This window comes from Gordonia aquimaris (assembly GCF_026262595.1).
Taxonomy (GTDB): Bacteria; Actinomycetota; Actinomycetes; order Mycobacteriales; family Mycobacteriaceae; genus Gordonia; species Gordonia tangerina.
The window spans coordinates 1-19215 of the sequence record NZ_JAPKFM010000034.1; the positions used below are offsets into that span (position 1 = coordinate 1).

At 62.6% G+C, this 19215-nt stretch carries 15 protein-coding genes; 4 read left to right on the plus strand and 11 right to left on the minus strand.

Annotation, left to right across the window (positions count from 1 at the left end):
* A partial coding sequence (locus OSB52_RS22430; RefSeq protein WP_266063584.1) for an LppP/LprE family lipoprotein occupies positions 1-350 on the plus strand: 350 nt, incomplete at its 5' end.
* 38 nt (positions 351-388) lie between these two features.
* Here the strand turns inward: OSB52_RS22430 and OSB52_RS22435 are convergent.
* The 5 genes from OSB52_RS22435 to OSB52_RS22455 form a co-directional block, all read right to left on the minus strand.
* A complete protein-coding gene (locus OSB52_RS22435; RefSeq protein WP_266063585.1) occupies positions 389-1234 on the minus strand; it encodes a hypothetical protein in 846 nt (281 codons plus the stop codon).
* Positions 1231-2460 carry a toll/interleukin-1 receptor domain-containing protein gene (locus OSB52_RS22440; protein ID WP_266063586.1) on the minus strand — a complete coding sequence of 410 codons (1230 nt, stop codon included), beginning with the start codon at positions 2458-2460 and terminating at the stop codon, positions 1231-1233. Before OSB52_RS22440 ends, OSB52_RS22435 begins: the two co-directional genes overlap by 4 nt.
* A 138-nt stretch (positions 2461-2598) precedes the next feature.
* Positions 2599-3069 carry a hypothetical protein gene (locus OSB52_RS22445; RefSeq protein ID WP_266063587.1) on the minus strand — a complete coding sequence of 157 codons (471 nt, stop codon included), beginning with the start codon at positions 3067-3069 and terminating at the stop codon, positions 2599-2601.
* Positions 3070-3319: 250 nt separating this feature from the next.
* Positions 3320-3997, minus strand: coding sequence for a hypothetical protein (locus OSB52_RS22450; protein WP_266063588.1), 678 nt, complete (start codon positions 3995-3997; stop codon positions 3320-3322).
* A gap of 77 nt (positions 3998-4074) precedes the next feature.
* Positions 4075-4830, minus strand: a complete 756-nt coding sequence (locus tag OSB52_RS22455; protein ID WP_266063589.1) for a hypothetical protein — start codon at positions 4828-4830, stop codon at positions 4075-4077.
* Between the two features lie 348 nt (positions 4831-5178).
* Here OSB52_RS22455 and OSB52_RS22460 point away from each other — a divergent pair, with 348 nt between their 5' ends.
* Both OSB52_RS22460 and OSB52_RS22465 read left to right on the plus strand, forming a co-directional pair.
* Positions 5179-5766, plus strand: a complete 588-nt coding sequence (locus OSB52_RS22460; RefSeq protein ID WP_160900374.1) for a hypothetical protein — start codon at positions 5179-5181, stop codon at positions 5764-5766.
* Between the two features lie 269 nt (positions 5767-6035).
* A complete protein-coding gene (locus tag OSB52_RS22465; RefSeq protein ID WP_266063590.1) occupies positions 6036-6875 on the plus strand; it encodes a hypothetical protein in 840 nt (279 codons plus the stop codon).
* Between the two features lie 20 nt (positions 6876-6895).
* Here OSB52_RS22465 and OSB52_RS22470 read toward each other — a convergent pair whose 3' ends face one another.
* Positions 6896-9952, minus strand: a complete 3057-nt coding sequence (locus tag OSB52_RS22470; protein ID WP_266063591.1) for a toll/interleukin-1 receptor domain-containing protein — start codon at positions 9950-9952, stop codon at positions 6896-6898.
* A gap of 103 nt (positions 9953-10055) precedes the next feature.
* Between OSB52_RS22470 and OSB52_RS22475 the strand changes: the two genes are divergently transcribed.
* Positions 10056-12641, plus strand: coding sequence for a hypothetical protein (locus OSB52_RS22475; protein ID WP_266063592.1), 2586 nt, complete (start codon positions 10056-10058; stop codon positions 12639-12641).
* On the opposite strand, the gene OSB52_RS22480 is transcribed toward OSB52_RS22475, so the two are convergent.
* Genes OSB52_RS22480 through OSB52_RS22500 form a run of 5 tightly spaced genes read right to left on the minus strand, consistent with a single transcriptional unit; the run spans position 12631 to position 18992 of the window.
* On the minus strand, positions 12631-13407 hold the full coding sequence (locus OSB52_RS22480) for a DUF5663 domain-containing protein (RefSeq protein WP_266063593.1): 777 nt from the start codon (positions 13405-13407) through the stop codon (positions 12631-12633). The genes OSB52_RS22475 and OSB52_RS22480 overlap by 11 nt on opposite strands.
* A complete protein-coding gene (locus OSB52_RS22485; RefSeq protein WP_266063594.1) occupies positions 13404-15626 on the minus strand; it encodes a type IV secretory system conjugative DNA transfer family protein in 2223 nt (740 codons plus the stop codon). Before OSB52_RS22485 ends, OSB52_RS22480 begins: the two co-directional genes overlap by 4 nt.
* Positions 15623-16858 carry an OmpA family protein gene (locus OSB52_RS25095; protein ID WP_266063595.1) on the minus strand — a complete coding sequence of 412 codons (1236 nt, stop codon included), beginning with the start codon at positions 16856-16858 and terminating at the stop codon, positions 15623-15625. The genes OSB52_RS22485 and OSB52_RS25095 overlap by 4 nt, the downstream gene beginning before the upstream one ends.
* Positions 16855-17622 carry a hypothetical protein gene (locus tag OSB52_RS22495; protein ID WP_266063596.1) on the minus strand — a complete coding sequence of 256 codons (768 nt, stop codon included), beginning with the start codon at positions 17620-17622 and terminating at the stop codon, positions 16855-16857. The genes OSB52_RS25095 and OSB52_RS22495 overlap by 4 nt, the downstream gene beginning before the upstream one ends.
* Positions 17619-18992 carry a hypothetical protein gene (locus OSB52_RS22500; protein WP_266063597.1) on the minus strand — a complete coding sequence of 458 codons (1374 nt, stop codon included), beginning with the start codon at positions 18990-18992 and terminating at the stop codon, positions 17619-17621. Before OSB52_RS22500 ends, OSB52_RS22495 begins: the two co-directional genes overlap by 4 nt.
* Positions 18993-19215: the final 223 nt, after the last annotated feature.

The following is a 19215-nucleotide window of genomic DNA, read 5'->3' on the forward strand; positions in this document are numbered from 1 at the left end:
CCGAAGCTACCGATCTCACCGCCCCTGGAAGATCAACCCTCCTCGGACACCGGGCGAGTTGCGACAACGGCGGCGGCACGGCAGCTGGCAATATCGCAACGAGCTACCTACTCTTCGCCAAAGAAGGCGACAACTCCCGCGTGTTCGCCGAGTTGCCCGCCCAGCAACCGAAGCAAGGCGAACACCCCACGATCGTCACGGACATCGCCCGTGCGGGCGACACTCTGACGGTCAAGGAGCAGTGGTATCGCAGCGCGGACCCGAATTGCTGCGCGTCGGGTACCTCAGAGTCCACATGGCAGATCGACGGCGACACAGTGCGATTGGTGAGTGCGCGGCTGCTGAGTTGACTCCGGCCCTGCGGGATAGGCCACCACGGAGGTCAGCCTCAGGCGAATCGTCGGGCGAGCCCATACACCACGAGAGAAGCGACCTCGCCTGGGCGATGCGTCGCGTGCAGGCACCGCCTGTCGGCGTCACCGAGCCCGTCGGATGCTACTGACCAGTCGGCGGTCTTCGCCTCGTCTGCACATTCGGCCAGGGATTGCTGAACCAGAGACCCTGCGATTCCGTGGGGCAGGTCGCCGGGCAGCCAATCGAAAGTGTCGGGACTGAGTCGCGCGCCGACCGCGGTCGCAGCACCACCGAAACCTCCGGCGATGTAGACCGGCTGTCCCGACCCGACGGAGAATGCCACTTCCTCCAGGACACCGGGTTTCGCTCCGTCGCGGAGCCGTCCACCCAGCACAACACGCGCATCGGTATCGCGAACAAGCCTCCGCCGCAGCGCGGTATAGGCCTGTGCCGCGCCGACGTCCATCGACGGCCCGGCGGTGGCACCGCGTGCACGTCGGAAGTCGTTGCCGGCCGGATCGAGCAGCATCAGCCGTCCCGACACTCCCAGCAAGTCCCTCACTTCTGCCAGCTCGGCGGCCGTGAGGTCGGCATGCTGTGGCCACGCCACGTACAGCACCAGGGCGCTGCGGCGCGTCGTTGCGTAGCGTCGGAGTTCCTCGACCATCAATCCGGTGAAGCCCAGGGGCTTGAGTCGGCCGCCATAGGCAACCGAGGCACCGGCCAGCAGCAAAGCCCGTGTTAGTTCACCCACCGCGAGCTTGATGTGACGCGACGTTAGCCCGAGCCTGTCCAGGTCGGCACTGTCCGAGGCGCTGATCCCGATGACCCTGCCCGCCAAGGCATTCTGGGCGACAAGAGCCGGATCTTCCCGCTTCATCTGCGGACCCGTCCGCCACGACTTGCAAAGGTGCGGGGCGTGAAAATCTCCACTAGACCGTCCAATCCACCCAGTGCCAGCACGTCGTCGAGTGCCATGACCTCCGCCGGGCCGAGAGGCGGATCGGGATGTAAAACGTAGATCTGATCGTCGGATGTCGGCATCTCGGCAGGATCCCGTGTCCGCAGCCAGCGTGCGAGGGTCACCGGCTCGGGGGCGTTGGCAGGTAGCCAGTCGAATGCGTCCATCTCCGGTTGCTCACGCTGGAGCCGCCAGAGCGCGCGTTTGAGCGCGTCATCGACAAGTTTGGACAAAGCCACCTCGATCGCTGCCATCCTGGCATGCTCGTCGGTCGGGTCACAGGCCACCGACGGGAGATGATCCATGAGGAAGGACCCTCGCTCCTCCCCTTCGAACAACGCCGCCAGGATGACGACAGGCATGTCGCTCCGTTTGGCAGCGAGCACTTCGCGCTGACACCATTCCCGGCTCGAGTACCGATCGGTGCGCACCACGAACAGGGCGCTGGTCTCCGCCAGCCGCGTGACCTCGTCCTCCCACCGGGAGTCCGGCTGGATATCGGCCTCGTCGAAGAACGTCGTCATGTGGGTTCCGGCAATGCCATCGCGCACGGCCGAGACCAGGTCCCGCAGGTGTCCGCTTTCGTCATCGGCGTTGAAACGTGTTGTGTAACTGATGAACACGCGCAACCGTTCACGTGGTGCGCCGGAGACAAAGCCGGTTATCGAATGACACAGGTCACGACAGAGAACTCTGGGGTCGATCAAACCGCGAGGCGAGAGCGCCTGATTGGCCCCGAACAAGGTGTTCAGACGCGTTCCCTGTCTCATCACCGCATCGGAGGCAACCACACCGAACACGGCCACATGGGGATTCTGTTCGCCGGTCTCTGCTACCTGCGAGAGATACTCGGCCCAGTGGTCGTCGTACTCGGCGGCTTGCGCAAGATTCACGCCATGGACGATGACGACGACGGTCGTCACCGACGCAGGCGGTCCATCTGCGGCGTCGGACATAAACGGGAGTGGACGGGGCGGGCCATCCGGGCTAGCCCACGGCGCGCTACGCGTGTATACCTCAACTGCCCCACCGACGAGGCCCGAGAAGGCAGGACCGTGGAAGTGGGTCAGCAGAGTATCGGCCACGGTGACCCCGATCTCGTCGTCGGGATGCCACAGGACAAATACCTCAAGGGTGGGCGGCACAAGGCGCAGTTTCGCCATAATACCCGTTGATACCACGATTGAGGCCTGGAGCCGGGAGCCGCGTGTCGATTTCCCCTGCCCCCGCTGACCGATCACACACGCGTCGGCGGATCGAGTCCAGGCAGCCCTGCCTCATTGCTAGCCGAGATGACTGGTGAGGACCAACGCCTGCGCACCGGGATCCGTGTCGTCCAGCCAATACGGGCGATGCGGCGTTGACGCAATCTTCTGACGGACAACGTTGGCGATCGCATCGCTTCCACCATTTGCGATACCGGATGCGAGTTCGACAACGTGCTCGGCAGTCGCTGTTGCATAGGGAATCTTGAAGCCGCAGACGAGACTCCAATTCTCGTTGTCCGCGCCCGCAGCAAGCCAGTAATGCCCGAAGTCCATCAGCTTATTCGTCTCGTCCAAGATCTCGAGAAGTGCTGCCGTAGGACTGATTTCCGAAGCTATTCCGAAGCCGATCCTCCCGACAGATTCTCCTGCGATCGCCAGAACCCCGCTGCTGGTGTACTGGATCATCGGCGTCAACTCACCAGCGCCGACCGACGCGTTGGCAAAGACTGCTCTCGTTAGCTGCTGATACTGCGTTGCATCGATCACAAACACTCCTATTCATACATGCAATTTGGATACTGGCGCTACCACTGGCAGGCAGATATCGGGCTGATCGAGCTTGAGGTACACAGAGTATTTGGTGAACCGGCCAGGGTAGGCAATTTAGGTGCCGCATCCGCGACAGGTATAAATGGCTTGCATAGAAACGACGGTTGACCGGATCATGGTGCAATTCCTCTCGGATGGGGTGATTAACTCCTTTCCGATCCCGTAAGCCAGGAACGCCGTGAATGATTCACCGGCGCTGCGCCATTCGTCCGACTGCATGTCCAGTCAGGTCAGCGAGCGATGCCCAGTCGGACCGGCTGTCGTAGCGACCGGTCAGGTAGAGTGATTCCATGCTGGGCACGGAGCGCCCGAGGGCGCCTCGAGTCTGATTGACGAACTGTAGCGAAGGTCCCCGATACTCAATTAGTGTTCTGCCACTGCGAGTTTCGATCGCTGCGCCAGGGAACTCGAGGTCGATGTGAAGTCCATCTGAGGTGCGGCGTACAGTCTCGGTGAGACTCTCTTTCTCAGACAACAATTTTATAGCGCGTCGAAAGTCGTATGGCTCATAGAAGCTCCATGCGTTCTTTCCATTTTCTGTTATGTACGACGTACCTGGCGGAGACCGGAACTCGACCGCGGCATTCGTAGGTTTCCGGGACAGACCTTGCCGAAACCAGACCGATCCGTCGACGCCCAAGCGTGTGTCGGCGACCAGGAACAGATTGAAGTACCAAGCCGGCGTTACCTGTGACGCGCTGACCTCGATTACTGGCGAATTCCTGCCTAGAAGCCCTCGTTTCCGGGTCATGGACAGGTGCGCCACCTCGATGTCGGTAGCGACCCCTTTCATCGTCAAGAATCTTGCAGCCTCGGCGAAGTGCGCCTCCGCGTCGATGAGGGCATCACGCGCGCTGGTGATCATCTGGCGCACAACGTCGTCGTCGCCTCCTCGCCCCATCAGCGAACCCCTCTCAAGTAGTGTGTGGCCATAGGCGCGACTCAGCTTCTGCCGGACAAGAGACTGCGGAGGGCACCGGTCACCGAGTGCGGTTCGATTTGATCAGTACTCTTGGACGTCCCCACTTCTACAAGACCTCGGTCACCCCAACGAAACTCGTCTTCGTCGTTGAATTGCCACTCCGTATTCGGGGCGGGAGCGCAGTGCACATGCTGCGAGGAGTTCTGGATGGGGTGTTGGTGACCACGCCCCCAGGCGTCTGGTCTGGCGTCCCCCATTAACCGCAATTTCAGCCGGCCGCCCCTTCGCGATGTGCCAGAATAATCTGCTACAGAGGCTGAGGTGACTGCCGAGGAGAAGTCCATTCGTTCAGGCACTGCCAGACCGAAGGTGTTCCGCACGATAATGGATTCCATTCCAGGACGAAGAAAGCTGTAGGTTACACCCTGTTCAATCGGGCAGCGGACCTGACGTTGCTCCCAAATTGACCCGTCGACGGCAAGCCTGAGATACGGGCCTGCGCGCATCTGGACGAGCCAAGCGCGTTGCGGGACACCGGAAGGCTCGATGTAAATGGAGCGGGATCGACCCCATCGCGTTGCGAGTCGAAACCCCAGATCACAGACCGTTGCGTTCGGCTTCACACCAGTGCGGGTGAGCTCGTGAGCCACGTCACGGGCCAGATCCTGGATCGCTGCGATTTCGCGACGCAAACCCGAAACCGATCGGGCAAAGCCATCATCGAAGAGTTTCTGGTTCTCTACAGCCCGATCCCAGTAGCTATCGAAAACGCTCACGCCAGGGACTCTATCGCCGCACGATTCGTTCAGTCACAGGTACCGAACGAACTGCAGCTGTGGTTCGAAATATTGTGGCGGATTGCTTCCGCACACCACTGACAGAGCGATTTGCCTTCCTTCTGACAAGCACAAGCCATGTCCAGCCTTCCTGTTCATCTCTGGCGGGACGAAGGTGTCCCGTGCGCGTGGTCTGAAGTCTACAACCGACAGATCAGATCTGTGCAGCAACTTTGTGCCCCAAACGGGTGAATCCGACCATCAACCACCTCGCTGCCTAGCGTGTGGTCAATCATCGACATACCCTCCAGTGGAGAACCGACAACGTCTGTGAACGGAGCAATTTCGATGACCAGCAACGTGCCAGGTAAGTACGCCGCGAGCACACTGGACACTAGGCGTATTCGGGCTTACGCCCGCCGGGTGGCGCGGGAGACGACCACCGCACCGGCTGAACCACTGACCAAGTGCACACAGGTCTATGTTCCTGTAGTCAAGATCCGGTCAGTAGGCTTTCTTGGCCTCAAGAAGGAGACATATACAGCCCACGAAACGCATGAAAGATCTATTGAAGTAGTCGGCAGCCATTGGGTTCTGTTTTCGACGCGCCACTTCATAACACAGGGAAAGTGCAAGCGGCACAAGGCATACGAGTACGAGGAAACAAACAGTTGGGTGCTGGCCACCAACGGAGAACTCCTGAAAGTATGGCAGTGGGGCGATTTCACCCTATTCAACTCCGGCGTCACCAAACGAGAGTCAGACTGCACCGTCCGCGCAATGACCGAAGACGACATTCTCGAATTGGATCACGATCACAAGTTCACCCACTACGAAGACCGTAGCGGACATTACCGGGGTGATCGCCAGGCCGGTCGCATAGTACGCCACGCCAAGGGAGTCGGCCTCTCCCTCAAGCTCAAGCAACTGCTATAGCCACGGCGGTTGTCACAGAGGAGTCAAAGCCGGTGCTTGACGTCATGCTCTGCGGTGCTCGCGACACCCAGCTGGTCCGAGACGATTTCCGTGTCGTCGTCGAAGAAATCGGAGGTAGTCCCCTTCACTATCTCTCGGGAGAAATCCTGTACGTGAACTCCTCCACCGCCACCTGGGAGGACAATTCGCGGGCCACGGTCGGGTCAGCTGACCTCTGTGTGTTCGTGATCGTGGAACAACTCGGCACGATCACCTGGCAGACAGAGTTCGTGGAGGTCGTCTCCAGCGGGAAACCGTTCCTCATCCTCTGCCTCGACCGCACCTACGCCCGATATCTAACTCTCGTCCAGGCGACGGGCACCGCTCCCCTCGCCGACGCCGACGACAGCAACCTGGTCACGACGCTCAGCATGGTTGAGCGCGAGTATCAGGGAACCATCATCCAGTTCCCCGAGTCCGGTTTCCGTGAACAGCTACGCCGCCAACTGGGCCGGCTCCTACAGCTGGGACTGGGGCTCATCGAGCAGCAGAGCCGGCGCGCGTTTCTTCTGAAGATGTCTTCCGACCCATCCGCACTGTCTACGCAACAAATTCAGTGGGCGGTCGATCTGGCCGGTGATGATCTGGCCGAAAAGACCTCTCGAAAGAGCGCGATTTCCGCGCTGGCCGAACTATCCGCTGCAACAGAAGAATTGGCCACCGATCTCCTCGGCTCGGCCGAGCAAGGAGTCCAACGCTTGGCATTCGACCGCCTCGTGGACCTGTACACCACTCGGCCACCTGACCCCGAGTTCCTCCGCAACGCGGTCGAGATCGCCAATCGATCCACCGACGTCGGCCTCGGTCGACGTCTCATACAGAGCCTCTTCGAAATGGATATCGCCCAAGCGTTCGTCGCCCTCGAAAGCCTCGATCTGTCCGATGTTGGGCTACGTAGCAGGATCACCGATCAACTCGAACTATACGAGCGCCAGATCTTGGACGATGGACTCGTCGCCGAGGCACTCGCCCTTGCCGAACGTTGCCAAACCGAGAGCCGGTCTCCCAGGTGGCAGCAGCGACTCAAGGCGTTCGTCGCCCGTCACACAGAACAGGCCGAAGACTGCTGAAGCTCGTTCGGCGTTGGTGTTCATCCGACGTTGCCTTTGGCCCGTTCGATGATCCGGTCGGCCACAACCAACCAGTTGGCCCGCACCTGGTCGTACGGGATGAGCCATTGCGAGTCCACCGGGGGAATCTCATAACCCAGTTCTTCGAGCCATACCTCAGCCGGAATCCAGGCCGTCCCTCGCGGGCGCAGCCGTGCGACTAGCGTCTCATACCCTGCGCGGGCGTCCTCCGGATCACCTGTCAACAGCGCTCGGAGACAGCGCAAATGAACACCCGACGGCGCCGTTGAACCGTACGATGCCATGTGCTCCTCCAGCCGGGCCAACGCATCGGCGTATCGCTGGTTATCGGCAAGAGCGTCATACCCCTTGAGTAGCAGGCAATTGCGGTAGTCAGACCGCTGCCCGCGGTCGAGCGCTCGCTCCATCGCGATGTCGACTTCTCGAGGGTCTACGCCGCCCTCGAAACGCGAACGACGAACCAGGTCAGTGACCTCGAGCTCAGATTGGTAGCGGCGCGAGGTGGTCTCGCTCAATTTCCTCGCAGTTCCCGCAGCGTCCAGATCGGGAATACCGTGTAGCCGATTGATCGACCTCTCGTAGTCCTCGATCCTGTCGGGCCTTACGCTGCGAATGTGATCGAGAGCGTCGACGAATCGCCGTGACGTTCGAAGGGTCACCCCGATCTGATTCTGAGCGGTTCTGGCCTTGTCCGGATATCGCTGGACTAGCTCTCGCAGCTCCGCGAGCGCCTCGTCGAACCTCGCTACCGCCCGCAAGCGGTATGCACTCCACAGGCGCGCATACCTGTCCACCTCAGGATGAGGCGAGTTGATCGCCTTGAGCACGTCTCCCGCATCGATGTACGACACTGTCATCGCGTGTACGAATTGAATAAGATCGCCAATGGCAGAGCCGGTTTTCGCCTCCGACAACGGAGGAATCAATGGCGCGAGACCGACGATGGACGGGCCGTCATGGATCAACTTCGCGAGCCCCGAAGGATACTGATCCCACTCGAACCCCAGATTGATCGCGAGCGCGAGGCCTGCCAATTGGGTCTCGTCGGAGCTTTGCGCGTGGCCGGCTTCGACACGTGCAATCGCTTCGTCCATTCCGCGCCGCGCAGCGTCTTTCCACTCCTGCTCACTCCACGCGCCGCGGGACGTGCGATCCAGTCGGATCAGACGACGGATTTCGTCATGGACGCGGTACGGATAGACGCTCGACTCGTCCTTCTCGATGAGGGCGTCGTTAATCGCCCGCTCAACTTCCTGCCCGTGCACCTTTCCGACCGCTGCAGCCAACGCCACGTCGAATGCAGGGAGGACGCAGGCAGCCCGGAAAGCATCCGCTTCTTCACGAGTCAGCGTGTCGACAAGGTTTGTCACCACGTCGGGGAGCTCGCCACTGAGAGCCTCGCCGGTGAATTCGATTCCGGGATTTGCTTTCTGAAGATTCTCTGTCAGCTTCAGGACGGCTTCTATATGGAGAGGCAGGCCCCCAGAGCGTTGGACGAGTCCCTCGATCACGTGGTCGGACATGTTCCAGCGCGAGCGGTCACGCCGCGACCGATAGAACAATCTCGTATCGTCGTCGCTGAGTCGACCGAGAATATGCTGACGTGGATCGTCGATGGCTCCTTCGACCAGTCCTGGCCACGCCGCCGGGCCCGCGACGGTCAATCGGGTGTAGCCGGGCTCTGCCCATCGCAGCTTGTTCCGCCCAGTGACAACAAAAAGCGCCAACGGCAATGCGGCGATGAGGTCCGCCAAAACGCTTTCGCCCAATTGGTTCTGGACCCTCTCGAACGGGTCCAAGAAGAACACAAGGACAGGGCGCTCGGCAGGCGCGATCGCGGCGATCTCCTCACTCAAGACGTAGAGCAGGTCCACCACGACATCGGGATTCTGGGATCCCTGCGTGATCGATTCTGCGCCGGTCAAGACATCCGTCAGCCCCTCGCGAGACCAGAGCCGGTGCTCGCGATGATGCGCCATCTGCAGCTCGTTGCAGACGTAACGTACCGACGCCGGCGTGAGCGTGGCTATCGGACTCAGGCCGAGTTCTGCAGCGACGCCCTTGAATGTGCGAAGCACCTGGTCTTCGGCATTACCCGTCAAACCCAGATTGTCCTGCTGACCGGGTCGAACGGCTTCAAGGTAGCGCCCCAACGCGATGTCGAACGCACCCCAGGACCGACCCCAGGGCACCAACGATGCACGCAACGTCAGTAGGAGCTGCACCAAGTCGACGTTGCCGGTCGAAGTGTGAAAGTCCCATCGCACCGACGTAACCGTCTGGTGTGGCCACACGCCCCATTCTTTCGCGTCGGAGAGTCCACCTGACATCCAACGCTCCAACCGTTTCGACAGGCCGGTCTTGCCCAGTCCACCGCCTCCGAAGAAGACCAGGACATTGGGAAAGACGTCGCTCTGCAACGGTTCCACGCCGATCAGCCGCTGGTACTGACGTTCGTAGGACTTTCGGAGAGCCACGCTTTCGGGGACGCGGTCGACAAACGCTTCGCCGGCCGTGAGATTCCTGGCGCGCCGGCGGGGTCGACCCGCCAGTAGTCCCTGACCGTGGTCAGTGACCGCAGGCTCGGATCCCTGCACCGTCCGCGAGTGCTCATCGACGACTACCCCGAACTTCGCCAACGCCGCCCGGACCTCTGCGTAGGTCTTGTCTCTCGGCTGACGGAATGCCGTCACACCCTGGATCGGACCCCCCGCCAGCCTGATTCCAGGCGGCAGATCCGCCTCCTCCAGCAGGATCGGAAGAAATTGCCTATTGGTCGTATGCGCTACGTGAACCTCGTTGGTCACCCCCGGCCGCGCAACCGACACCGCGGACACGAACAGTACGAAGGCACTGCAGCCCTGGATTGCAGAGTCGAGACGCTTCGCCCACTCCTCACCCGGTTCGATGCCTTCGTCATACCAAATCCGAAATCCCTCGTCGTGCAGTCGTGTGATGATTGGATACACGAGTTCGGCGTCGGCGTGCGCATAGGAAACAAAGGCGTAGCCGTCGGAACCCCGGTACGCGGCAAACGGCGGCTTTAGATTCGGCACGCGTGCATTCTGCCATTGGCCCGCGACGTCGGCTCGATGTCTACCGGGGATTCGACGTAACCTGAGCCATCGTTTCCTAATCAGAGGCATCAAGAGTTTGAGCATGAGCGATAGCGAGTGGAAGCAGTTCAGCAGACGTGGCGAGGTCGACGCGGTACGTCTCGACGACCCATGGACCTGGCAGACCGAGAACGGCGACACGCTGCAGGCCAGAGCCGGCGACTGGCGGGTCACTGACACCGACGGCAACCAGCGTTCAGTCGCCGCAGAGGTATTCCCCCGCTCCTACGAGTTCGTCGCACCCGGTAGATTTCGACGCGTCGGGGTGTTCCGAGCCCGCCAGGTGAGCGCACCGGAGACGCTTGTCACTCTCGAAGGACCCGCACGCGCTCACGAAGGTGACTGGGTCGTCGAAGGTGCCTCCGGCGAACACTGGCCGGTACCGGCGGATCAGTTCAGCAAGACCTACGAGGAGATCCGACCTCCCAGTCGACCCACCCGGGCAGGTCGCTGGTTTCATGCGGCCGGGATCACGCTGCTCACGCTTGTACAGGCCGCCGGGGCTGTCACCGTCCAGCGCGTGAGGTCTGTGTCGAACAAGATCAGCTACCGCTCGCGCACAGCGATACCCACCTTGGTGCCGACCATCTTGACGGTATGGGCCATCTCGGCGGCGCTTGTTGGTTTCTGGGCGGTCGCCACCACGTATGAAACGGCCCAGAAGTCCTTTATCCAACAGGTGTACTCGACGATGGCAATGTTCACGGGTGGCTACATTCCGCTGATCGGTGGTGAACAATTCGACCCGGTTCCCCCGGTTCGCATCGCTTCGGCCTCGGTCTTCGCGTTCACCCTGACCATCGCCGCGGCCAGTGGCGTCGTCATCAAACTCAGTGCCCGCGCCTGGCACAGGACTCGGTCCTGGATCCGCCGACCCCGTTTGGTGGTCGTCGGTTCAGGTCATTCGGCCGCCGCGATCGTACGGTCCTGCGCCGAGCACAAGATCCGTGCGCTCTTGATCACCGAGGAGCCCGACGGTGAGGCAGCCCGCGCGTGCGGGCACCTTCTGCCGAAGGTGGAAATGCGGTCCTTCGCCGAGTGCGGGGACTTCGGAGTGGCGCGACACATCCTGTCTCGCGCCGAAAATGTCGTCATTGCTACCGACTCGGATTCCAGAAATCTCGATCTTCAATCCGTGGTGGGTACTGCCGCCCGGCGCACCCACGTCACCGAACGGTTCTCGGTGGTCTCCGTCGTCAAGGACGCGAAGCTCGTCGAGGCGATGCGGCCACAGCGACTGACCACGTTGCCCGACCAAGACGTCACCTGCCCAGCAGAGAACGTCGCCGAACATGTATGCCACCTCATAGACGCAATTGCAACAGGATCGGCAGCCATGTCCAAAGCACACCCCGACGACACCGCCACCGCACCGCTGATCGACGCCGTGGTCGTCGATGTCATCGACGTCGACCACCACGCACCGGCGGACCGCACCACAGGTGAGCCACTTTCAGCCACCCTGCGCCGGTGGTTGCTCCGCCAATCGTGGAGCCGAAAGTTCATGTGGGGTAACGAAGATCTGCGCACCCAGACAACCAACGAAGTCATCGACATACGACTGCGGACCGAGGATGACGCCGCCAGGGACAACAGCCGTGCGGACGACACAATAATAGTGGTACGCATCTACGTGGGCGCGGACAGTTCCGCAGTCATGACGCGGGTGCTGGAGGACCGATCAACGCTGGCGGCACCTCCGTCGCTGACGGTAGTGGTCGGCGACGGCAGACTCATCACTACGGCGATGGCCAGCTTTGACTCGACGGTATCGGTCGTACCGGGCCGCCAATGGCTCTCCGCGATCGCCCGCATACAGAATGAGAGCACCATCGCATACGTCGATCCGGACGAGATCGGACTCGACGCGCATCTGGTCACCGACGACATCCGCCTGCAGTGGGCCAGACTCTTCAATCAGACCTACGAGTTCATGTTCGCCGAAGACCGGGCGATCAAGGGATGGCTACCCGGCGAGCCGTTGGCCAGCGAAACCAAGACTGTGGAGCGAGCCGCAGCGCGCAAAGAGTTGGCCGAGTGGTGGGGCGAGATCCCCGCCGAGCCCAGAAATCTCGTAGGTGCCGGCACGAGGATCAAGACGAGTCGCCGCAATGCGCGTAAACGCATCTCCAACTGGTACTCCAGCGAGAGCGCCGTCAAGAACATGCTGACCTTCCTCGACGACGAGGGCTGGGAGCTGCGACGTTTCGAGGGTCCCGGCGCCCCCGATGACCCCAACTTCCCGGATGCCATGGTGGAACGGATCGCCGCGCGCGAACATGCCGACTGGCGGAGGCGTTGGTGGCCCGACGACAGCCGTCGCCGCAGACCGCGCTACCAGCGGCCGGTTCTCGACGACGGAACACTGGGAAAGCGGCGGCTGCGCGTCGAGCGCAAGATCGAACGCTGCGCGACCTACAGCGGATCCGGCGCAGACGTCCTGACATTCGATGAGCTCAGCAACCTCAGCGGTGACTACGTCGACGACGCGACATCGCAGCGTCCAGCACAGAACCGCCGTACCGCCAACTACAACCGCCGCATCGTGCGGGAGACCTACCCAGCGATCGCCGCCTGCTTTGGCTACCAGATCGTACGAAAACCGGAGAAGGGCGACGCTACCCGGTAGCGGAATCCGCTGCTGCCATCTGCGTGAGTTCGCTGACGGTCTCCGCGATCGCCCGATGCGCCAGGTCGACGTGGTAAGCAAGTTGCGGTTGACTCATACCTGCTCCCAACGGAATTCCGCCCTCGGCAGCCAGAGTTGGGTGCTCACCTTCGAGGCGTAGCCGCAGCGACACAATCGGGCAGCTGGAGTTCCAGAGGTTGCAGAACTGCTCTGCCTCGGCCATTGCCGCATCCCCGATCAGTGTCTGGATCTCGCAGCGCACAATGAATCGGCGTGGTCCGGAGTCGGCTTCGGTCCACACCGCCACTGGACCATCGGGTTGAACCCTCACCAGTACAGCATCGTCATCACCCTGCGCAGGATCGTCAGAGTCGTTGTCGGCAAACAGTTCCCGCAGATCGTGCAGATCGGTCCGCTTGATCTCGTCGAACAACCTGCTGCCGCGGACCGCAGCCAGGTCTACGGATACGACCCGGACAACCTCGGCGATGACCGTAGTCCGCTCCTCGACCACCACACGGGGGTAATCGGGTACTTCGCGTTCGAGCCAGTGCGCACACTCGTCGTCGTGACCCGCGTCGATGAGTTTCTCGAATTCCTCGAGCTGCGCGTCGCTCAGACCCGACGCCAGTCTGCTCCCGACCCGCTTCTCGACCTGTGCGAAAGCACGTTGCGTGAGGTCCGCCGCGTCGTCGTCCGCGAGACCCGGCAGAAACATCCGGATGGCGCAGTACATCACGGGATCGGGATTGTTGGTTGACGTCATGATGCCTCCGCTGGTTCGGTCGGTTCGGTGCTTGTCGGTTCGGTACTTGTGGTCGCTTCGCGCTTTGCCACCCAGTCGGCGAGAAAATTGGACTCCGGTCCGGGACGGGCGCCCCTGTCGCGCCCCTTCAGTTCTCGCCGGGTCTGTGCGACGTGGGATACCCCGCGAACTGCGGCGGCTGTCCGGTCGCGATAGGGGTCGACGAGTTCTCGATGTGTGCGGCAGATGATCTCGTCGTCGAACGAAGTTCGCTCGCCACCGGTGCGCGGGGCAACTCGTTCGTTGTGATCGACGATCAAGGTGTGCGGTACCGCGGCAGGCCCACTGTTGCGCATCAGCACAGCCGAAAGGTCGGGCAGGGTCGTAAGTGTCGTCGTGTCGACAAGCCCACCGAACCGCACCGACAATGCTGCCGCATCACTCACCGCACTGCGGAAGGCAATCGTTGTCGCAACGTTGCCATCGACTGCAGGCCGTAAGTCCTCGTCGAGCTGGCCCAAGAACTGATGGGCGATCACTACCGACAGGCCGAATTTGCGTCCTTCCGACAGCATCGAAGAGAGCGAACCAGCCAGCAGCGACTGCGCCTCGTCGACAACGACAGTGAACGAGCGATCGGTTCGTTTGCGCGTCAACGCACCCGCCCACACCCGGTTCAGGTATAGGTAGCCGAGCAACCGGGTCGCCGATTCCCCGAGATCGGCCTTCGACAGGGCGACGAGAATGACCTGTCCCTCGTCCATCAGGCTGGCGAAATCGAGAGCGTCATAACCCGATCCGAGAATCCCCCGTACTGCCGCGGTGTTCGAGAACGGCTCGAACTTGGAGTTGACCCAGGAAACCAGCTCTCCGTGATCAGAAGACCGGCGGGCTGACTTGTCGTTGGCGAACCATGCGGTGAGGCGTTCGTCGTCGGTGCGCGTCACGGCTTCGGTCATCACCAGGTCGTCGCTCAGGATCATCGGCACATCCAGAATCGACGCAGTATCCCCGTAAAGAGCTCGACCTGCCCGCATCGCCATCGCGACCCGCTCCTGGAATCGGGGGCCGACGATACCGGTCTCCTTCTTGTCGAAGATTTCCTGGAAGATCGCGCAGGTGTCGGCGATAGCGACGTCTCGCCGCACCGGATCCGACTCGGCCAGAGTGGAAATCGGTACCGGGTTGTCCACATCTCCACAGCGGATCACCCAGGTACGCTCAGCTGAATCCGACGGCAGCTCTGCCAGGATCCGGTCGATGAGAGTCCCGTGCGGATCGAGCACGATACAGCCCTCGTCACCCGCGGCAATCTCATGCACCAGAGCTGCAATCGTGGAGCTCTTCCCGGTACCGGTCTGCCCCACCACCTGGACGTGCCGACGGCGTTCGGGCTCGGGCAGTTCCACCGGCAGTTGCCGGCCGATGGTGGTGACCGCGTGCCCGAGCCGGATCGCGGTTCCGGTGCCGTGCCGTCGAGTCGGGCCGACCGCGATCGGTGCCGCCGGCGCGGTGTAGAAGCCCGGTGTCGGATCGGGTCCTCCCACGGGAATCGCCACCACTCCGGCGAGTTCATCGGATTCCACCGTCAGCCACATCCTGGGATTCTCGGCGTTGGCCGAGATCACGAGACCGGAAAACCTGCGACGCACCAGGGCACGCAACTGAATCGACGGAGTTTCGGTGGAGCCAAGCGCGGTGAGCCGCACCCGGCAGCGGGTTGTATCGCCGTCGAGGGTGCGAGCCTCCACCCGGATACCGGTGTGGGCCATCGCCGAGAGTTCAGCTGCTAAACCGGCGGCGTCTAGCACCGATCTTGGCGACCACTGCGGCGCCGACGACCACTTGGCGGCGTCGATGGCGAACCCGAGCCGGCATGTCGTGTCGTCGGGGACGATCGCCCACTCACCCAGCACATCATCGTTCTGGGTGAGCGGCTTTGGGCGACTGTCAGTCTCACCGACAACACGCAACAATGCGTCTGTCGCCTGCGCGACCTCGTCGACGCACCGGCCGGTGACTGAGACACGCGCATCGACGATGCCCTCGTCGTCGACGATCAGCGACGTGCTGACCGTGGCGTCCGGGGCCTCGATCAGCAGGCCCGCCAATCTTGTCGGCAGTTCGGCCCGCAGTTCCGCGGCACGCTCGGTGCTGTGACGCCGCAGTGCGTCGATACGCACGTCGATACGCTCGGGCTCCGGGCCACCATCGCGCTCTATGTTCATCTGGCCGCTCATCCGAGGACGATCTCGACACGACGGTTGGCGGCGCATTGCGCGAACGTATACGTGCCATCGGGCTCCGGTCCTGAAACCGGCTGCTCGGCACCGAAACCGGTTGCCGTGATGGCTGCGGCGACACCCTGTTGCTGCAGGAGCCCGGCGATCTTGTCTGCCCGCTGCTGCGAGATCTGCACCAGTTCGGACACCGGCGAGGTGTCGTCGCACGCATGCCCACCGACCGTGATCTTCTGCACCCGGTTGTTTTTCGCAGTCTCGGCGATCGACGTGAGCGCTGCAACGACCGCGTCGGCGTCCACAAGGTCGGTGGAGTTGGCCGCGAACGCGGCCGAGTCCACGCGATAGACCGTCTTGGGTCCCGCTGCAATCGCGGTGACCGCTTCCAGCGGTGGGTCCGCGGGAACGTTCCGCGCTTCGGTGTCGACCGGGACAAGATCCTTTGCGACGGTGCAGCTGCCACCGGCGGCGATACACATCTCGGTGTAGAAGTTCCTCAGCCAGGTGCGTTCGGCTTCGGTGCGGTTCTGACCGATCCCGAAGTAGGTGACGTTGATGCCGTCGAACTTCGGGAGTTGTCCGACGTCGGCCACCCTGGCCACGGCGTCCGCCGGGTCTCCGTGCGCGTAGTTCTGGGTGCGCAGATCCAGCAATCCGGTGTTGGCCTCGCCGTCGGAGACGACTACCACTCGGTCCTGCGCGGCTTGCGCCGCGACCTGTTGGGCCAACAGTTCGTCGCTGCCGGGTTCAGTTGCTCCCGGAGTGGCGTCGAGGGCTGCGGTCACACAGGCCGGCAGCTTGGCGGCCAGCCGCTCCGCCCGCTTCTCTCCCGCCTTGGGGTCGGTGAGTGCGGCACCGTCGAGAACCACACGCGGTCGTTCGTTCTTCCCGCCTACCGTGATCAGAGTCAGCGAACCCACCGGCGCATCCTGCCCGCCGCTGGTTTCTCCCAGGGCGTCGAGCAGTTGGGTCGGCAGAGATGCCCCACCCATGAGTCCGGTACGGCTGACCAGCACAACGGTATTGGTGCCGTTCTCGTCGCCGGGCTTAGTCATGTAGCTGCATTGTTCGGCGGCCAGCGCCTCGGCGACTGCCGGATCTGCGGCGACGGTCCCGGCTGCCCCGGGTGACGCCGGCGACGAACTGCCGGACTCGTGGATGCCGACGGCGACCACCCCGGCGACCACGAGACCCCCGGCTGCGCCGAGGGCCATCTTGGACGTGCGTTTCACGTTCTCTCCTTCGATTGCGAATCAGGTACTGCACCGCTCAGACCGATCCCGCGTGCGTCCCGCCCGGTGAGAGCGGCGATGGACGCGACGACCTCGGTCGCCAACGCGGGCGCCGACGAGTCGATGACGCGGGCCGGATCGTCGGGGAAGGCCGCCGACCAGCTGCCGGGGACTCCGCCGGTGAACGAACATTCCGACGGGATCAGCAGAGTGACTCCGTTGATCCCGGCCGCCATCGCATTGACGCGGCTGCCCGGACCGGTGAGGTCGGCGACCAAACCGTCGGAGACCAAGACGGCCAGAGTCAGCTTGTCGGTCCGCGGGAATCCCGCGATCAGTTGCCAGGTGGGGCCGAGCATCGTTGCGTACGAAGTGAGTTCGGGCTCGTCGAGTGTCATCTTGTCGCACACCGACGCCGGCTCCATGCGTACGCACGCGTCGCCGCCAAACGCGATCACCCCGATCTCGTCCTCGGGTCCCAGGTGGCGTTGCGCCCACCGCATCAGCTCGAGGACTGCCGCTTCGCGCGGTCCCGCAACCGACATCATCGATCCCGAGTCGTCGCCGATGATCCACAACCGCAACGGAGTACCGGGAGCCAACGTCACGCGGCCGAGCACCTGACGCGCCGCATGGCGCTCCCTACGCGAGGGCTTCTTGGAACCGATCGGTTCGGCCAGCGGCCACGGGCTGCGAAGCGGGGACGGGGCACGCCCGCCGGTGGGCCGCTCCAGACCCACCGGCGCACGAAACACCGCGCTCATCGATCGCTCGACTTCAGATCATTCTCGGCAAGAGCATCATCCATCTTCTCGTCGAGCTCGCGACCCCATGCTTCGTCGACGACGTCCTCGGCGTCGGCCTCCTTGGTGTCGTCGGCTACGACGTCGTGGGCTGTGGTGTTGCCGCCGCAGACGAGGACCTTCTTGACCTCAGCCATCCACTCACGAGCTGTCGGCGGCTTGTGCTCAGTCATCGCGGCATCGAGCCGATTGACACGGTCGAGGTTGACCCGCGGTATCGGGCCGTCGATGACCTGATCGACGGCACCGGTGGGTAGTTCGATATCGACCCACTTCTCGCCTACGTACGGCCCCTCGTGGCTGCTCCACAGAACCTTGGCATACGAACCGTCGTGGCCATGATGCGCACGTTCCTGCGAGATCAGGTCAGCCGCTGCCCGCAACGGCTCCTGCAGTTGCAGTCGCGTCTCGTCCCGGAGCTCGGTGACCGACTCGTACGCACCCACCCATTCCTCGTAGAGCGCCGTCCCGGTGTCCACGGTCTCGTCGACATGGGCGGCCGCTGCGTCCTTGGCGGTGCGTCGGTAGTCGTCGATCGCGACATCGTGGTCGTGCCTGAGCGCCTCCGCGATGCCCAGGCCGAGCGGCAGGAGCAGGAACAGCGAGTAGAACAGGACCGGATTCAGCGACACCCCACCATCGGCCGCGTGCAGGACGGTCATCCGCTGCATCACGCCGAAGACGACAGCGAGCACGGACACCAGCGCGATGCCGCCCACGACAATGAGGAGTCGACGATCCTTGTGGGACATACCCTTTCCGGAATGCAACCATGCGGCTACGACCCGGCCGAACGCGAGCGCGACGGTGAACTGCACGACCGGGGTGATGAGGGCGTAGATGAAGGCCTGGAACGACTCGGCCGATAAGAACCTGGGCGAATCCTCGACGTCGCTCCACAGCGCGAAGAAGAACCAGAAATCGGCGACGACCAGGACCGCAAAGAGGCTGACGTACATCCACTGCGCGATGCGGGGACGGCGGGCCAATGCCGCGTCGTCACCGTTCTTCTCGTCGACGGCTGCTTCATGGTGCCGCTTGTAGGCTGCCTGATCCGATATCCAGGTGCCGGTCTCGGTGAGGCCGCGCTTCATCAGCCACGCAGCGCACGCAGTCGCAGCTGCTTTGAGCCGCGCGATGCGACTACTGATCTCGGCTGAGCGATCGAGTTGTTGGTGCTCCATCGCGGTGATCGCCTGGATGGGGATACGGACCTCACCGTGGGTGAGCTCGCGACCCTCCCGGGTGCCGGTGTCGGGGGCCTCCGCACGAACCGTCTGTTGCGGTGGTTCGAGTTGTGCCTCGCTGTCGAGGTCGTCGGTTGTGGACATGCGTGCCGTTCCTTTCGGTGGTTGTGTTGGCGTCCGACGAGCCAACCACCGAGAAGGGGGCACTTGATAAGTCGTGTGAATTGCAGAAATTCACACGTGTTACGCCAGGGCTAGGGCGAATCGCGACTGCAGTCCCACAAATCACACGTGAATTCCTAACCCCCGCGACCGCCTCCACTCTGGGATACACCCCAGACCTGAGGAGAACCATGACCAATCACAC

Excerpts from the sequence above, each read along its gene's own strand:
- OSB52_RS22435 (WP_266063585.1), bottom strand. The coding sequence starts at position 1,234 with ATGAAGCGGGAAGATCCGGCTCTTGTCGCCCAGAATGCCTTGGCGGGC.
- OSB52_RS22450 (WP_266063588.1), bottom strand. The coding sequence starts at position 3,997 with ATGATCACCAGCGCGCGTGATGCCCTCATCGACGCGGAGGCGCACTTC.
- OSB52_RS22460 (WP_160900374.1), top strand. The coding sequence starts at position 5,179 with ATGACCAGCAACGTGCCAGGTAAGTACGCCGCGAGCACACTGGACACT.
- OSB52_RS22475 (WP_266063592.1), top strand. The coding sequence starts at position 10,056 with ATGAGCGATAGCGAGTGGAAGCAGTTCAGCAGACGTGGCGAGGTCGAC.
- OSB52_RS22480 (WP_266063593.1), bottom strand. The coding sequence starts at position 13,407 with ATGACGTCAACCAACAATCCCGATCCCGTGATGTACTGCGCCATCCGG.
- OSB52_RS22485 (WP_266063594.1), bottom strand. The coding sequence starts at position 15,626 with ATGAGCGGCCAGATGAACATAGAGCGCGATGGTGGCCCGGAGCCCGAG.
- OSB52_RS22495 (WP_266063596.1), bottom strand. The coding sequence starts at position 17,622 with ATGAGCGCGGTGTTTCGTGCGCCGGTGGGTCTGGAGCGGCCCACCGGC.
- OSB52_RS22500 (WP_266063597.1), bottom strand. The coding sequence starts at position 18,992 with ATGTCCACAACCGACGACCTCGACAGCGAGGCACAACTCGAACCACCG.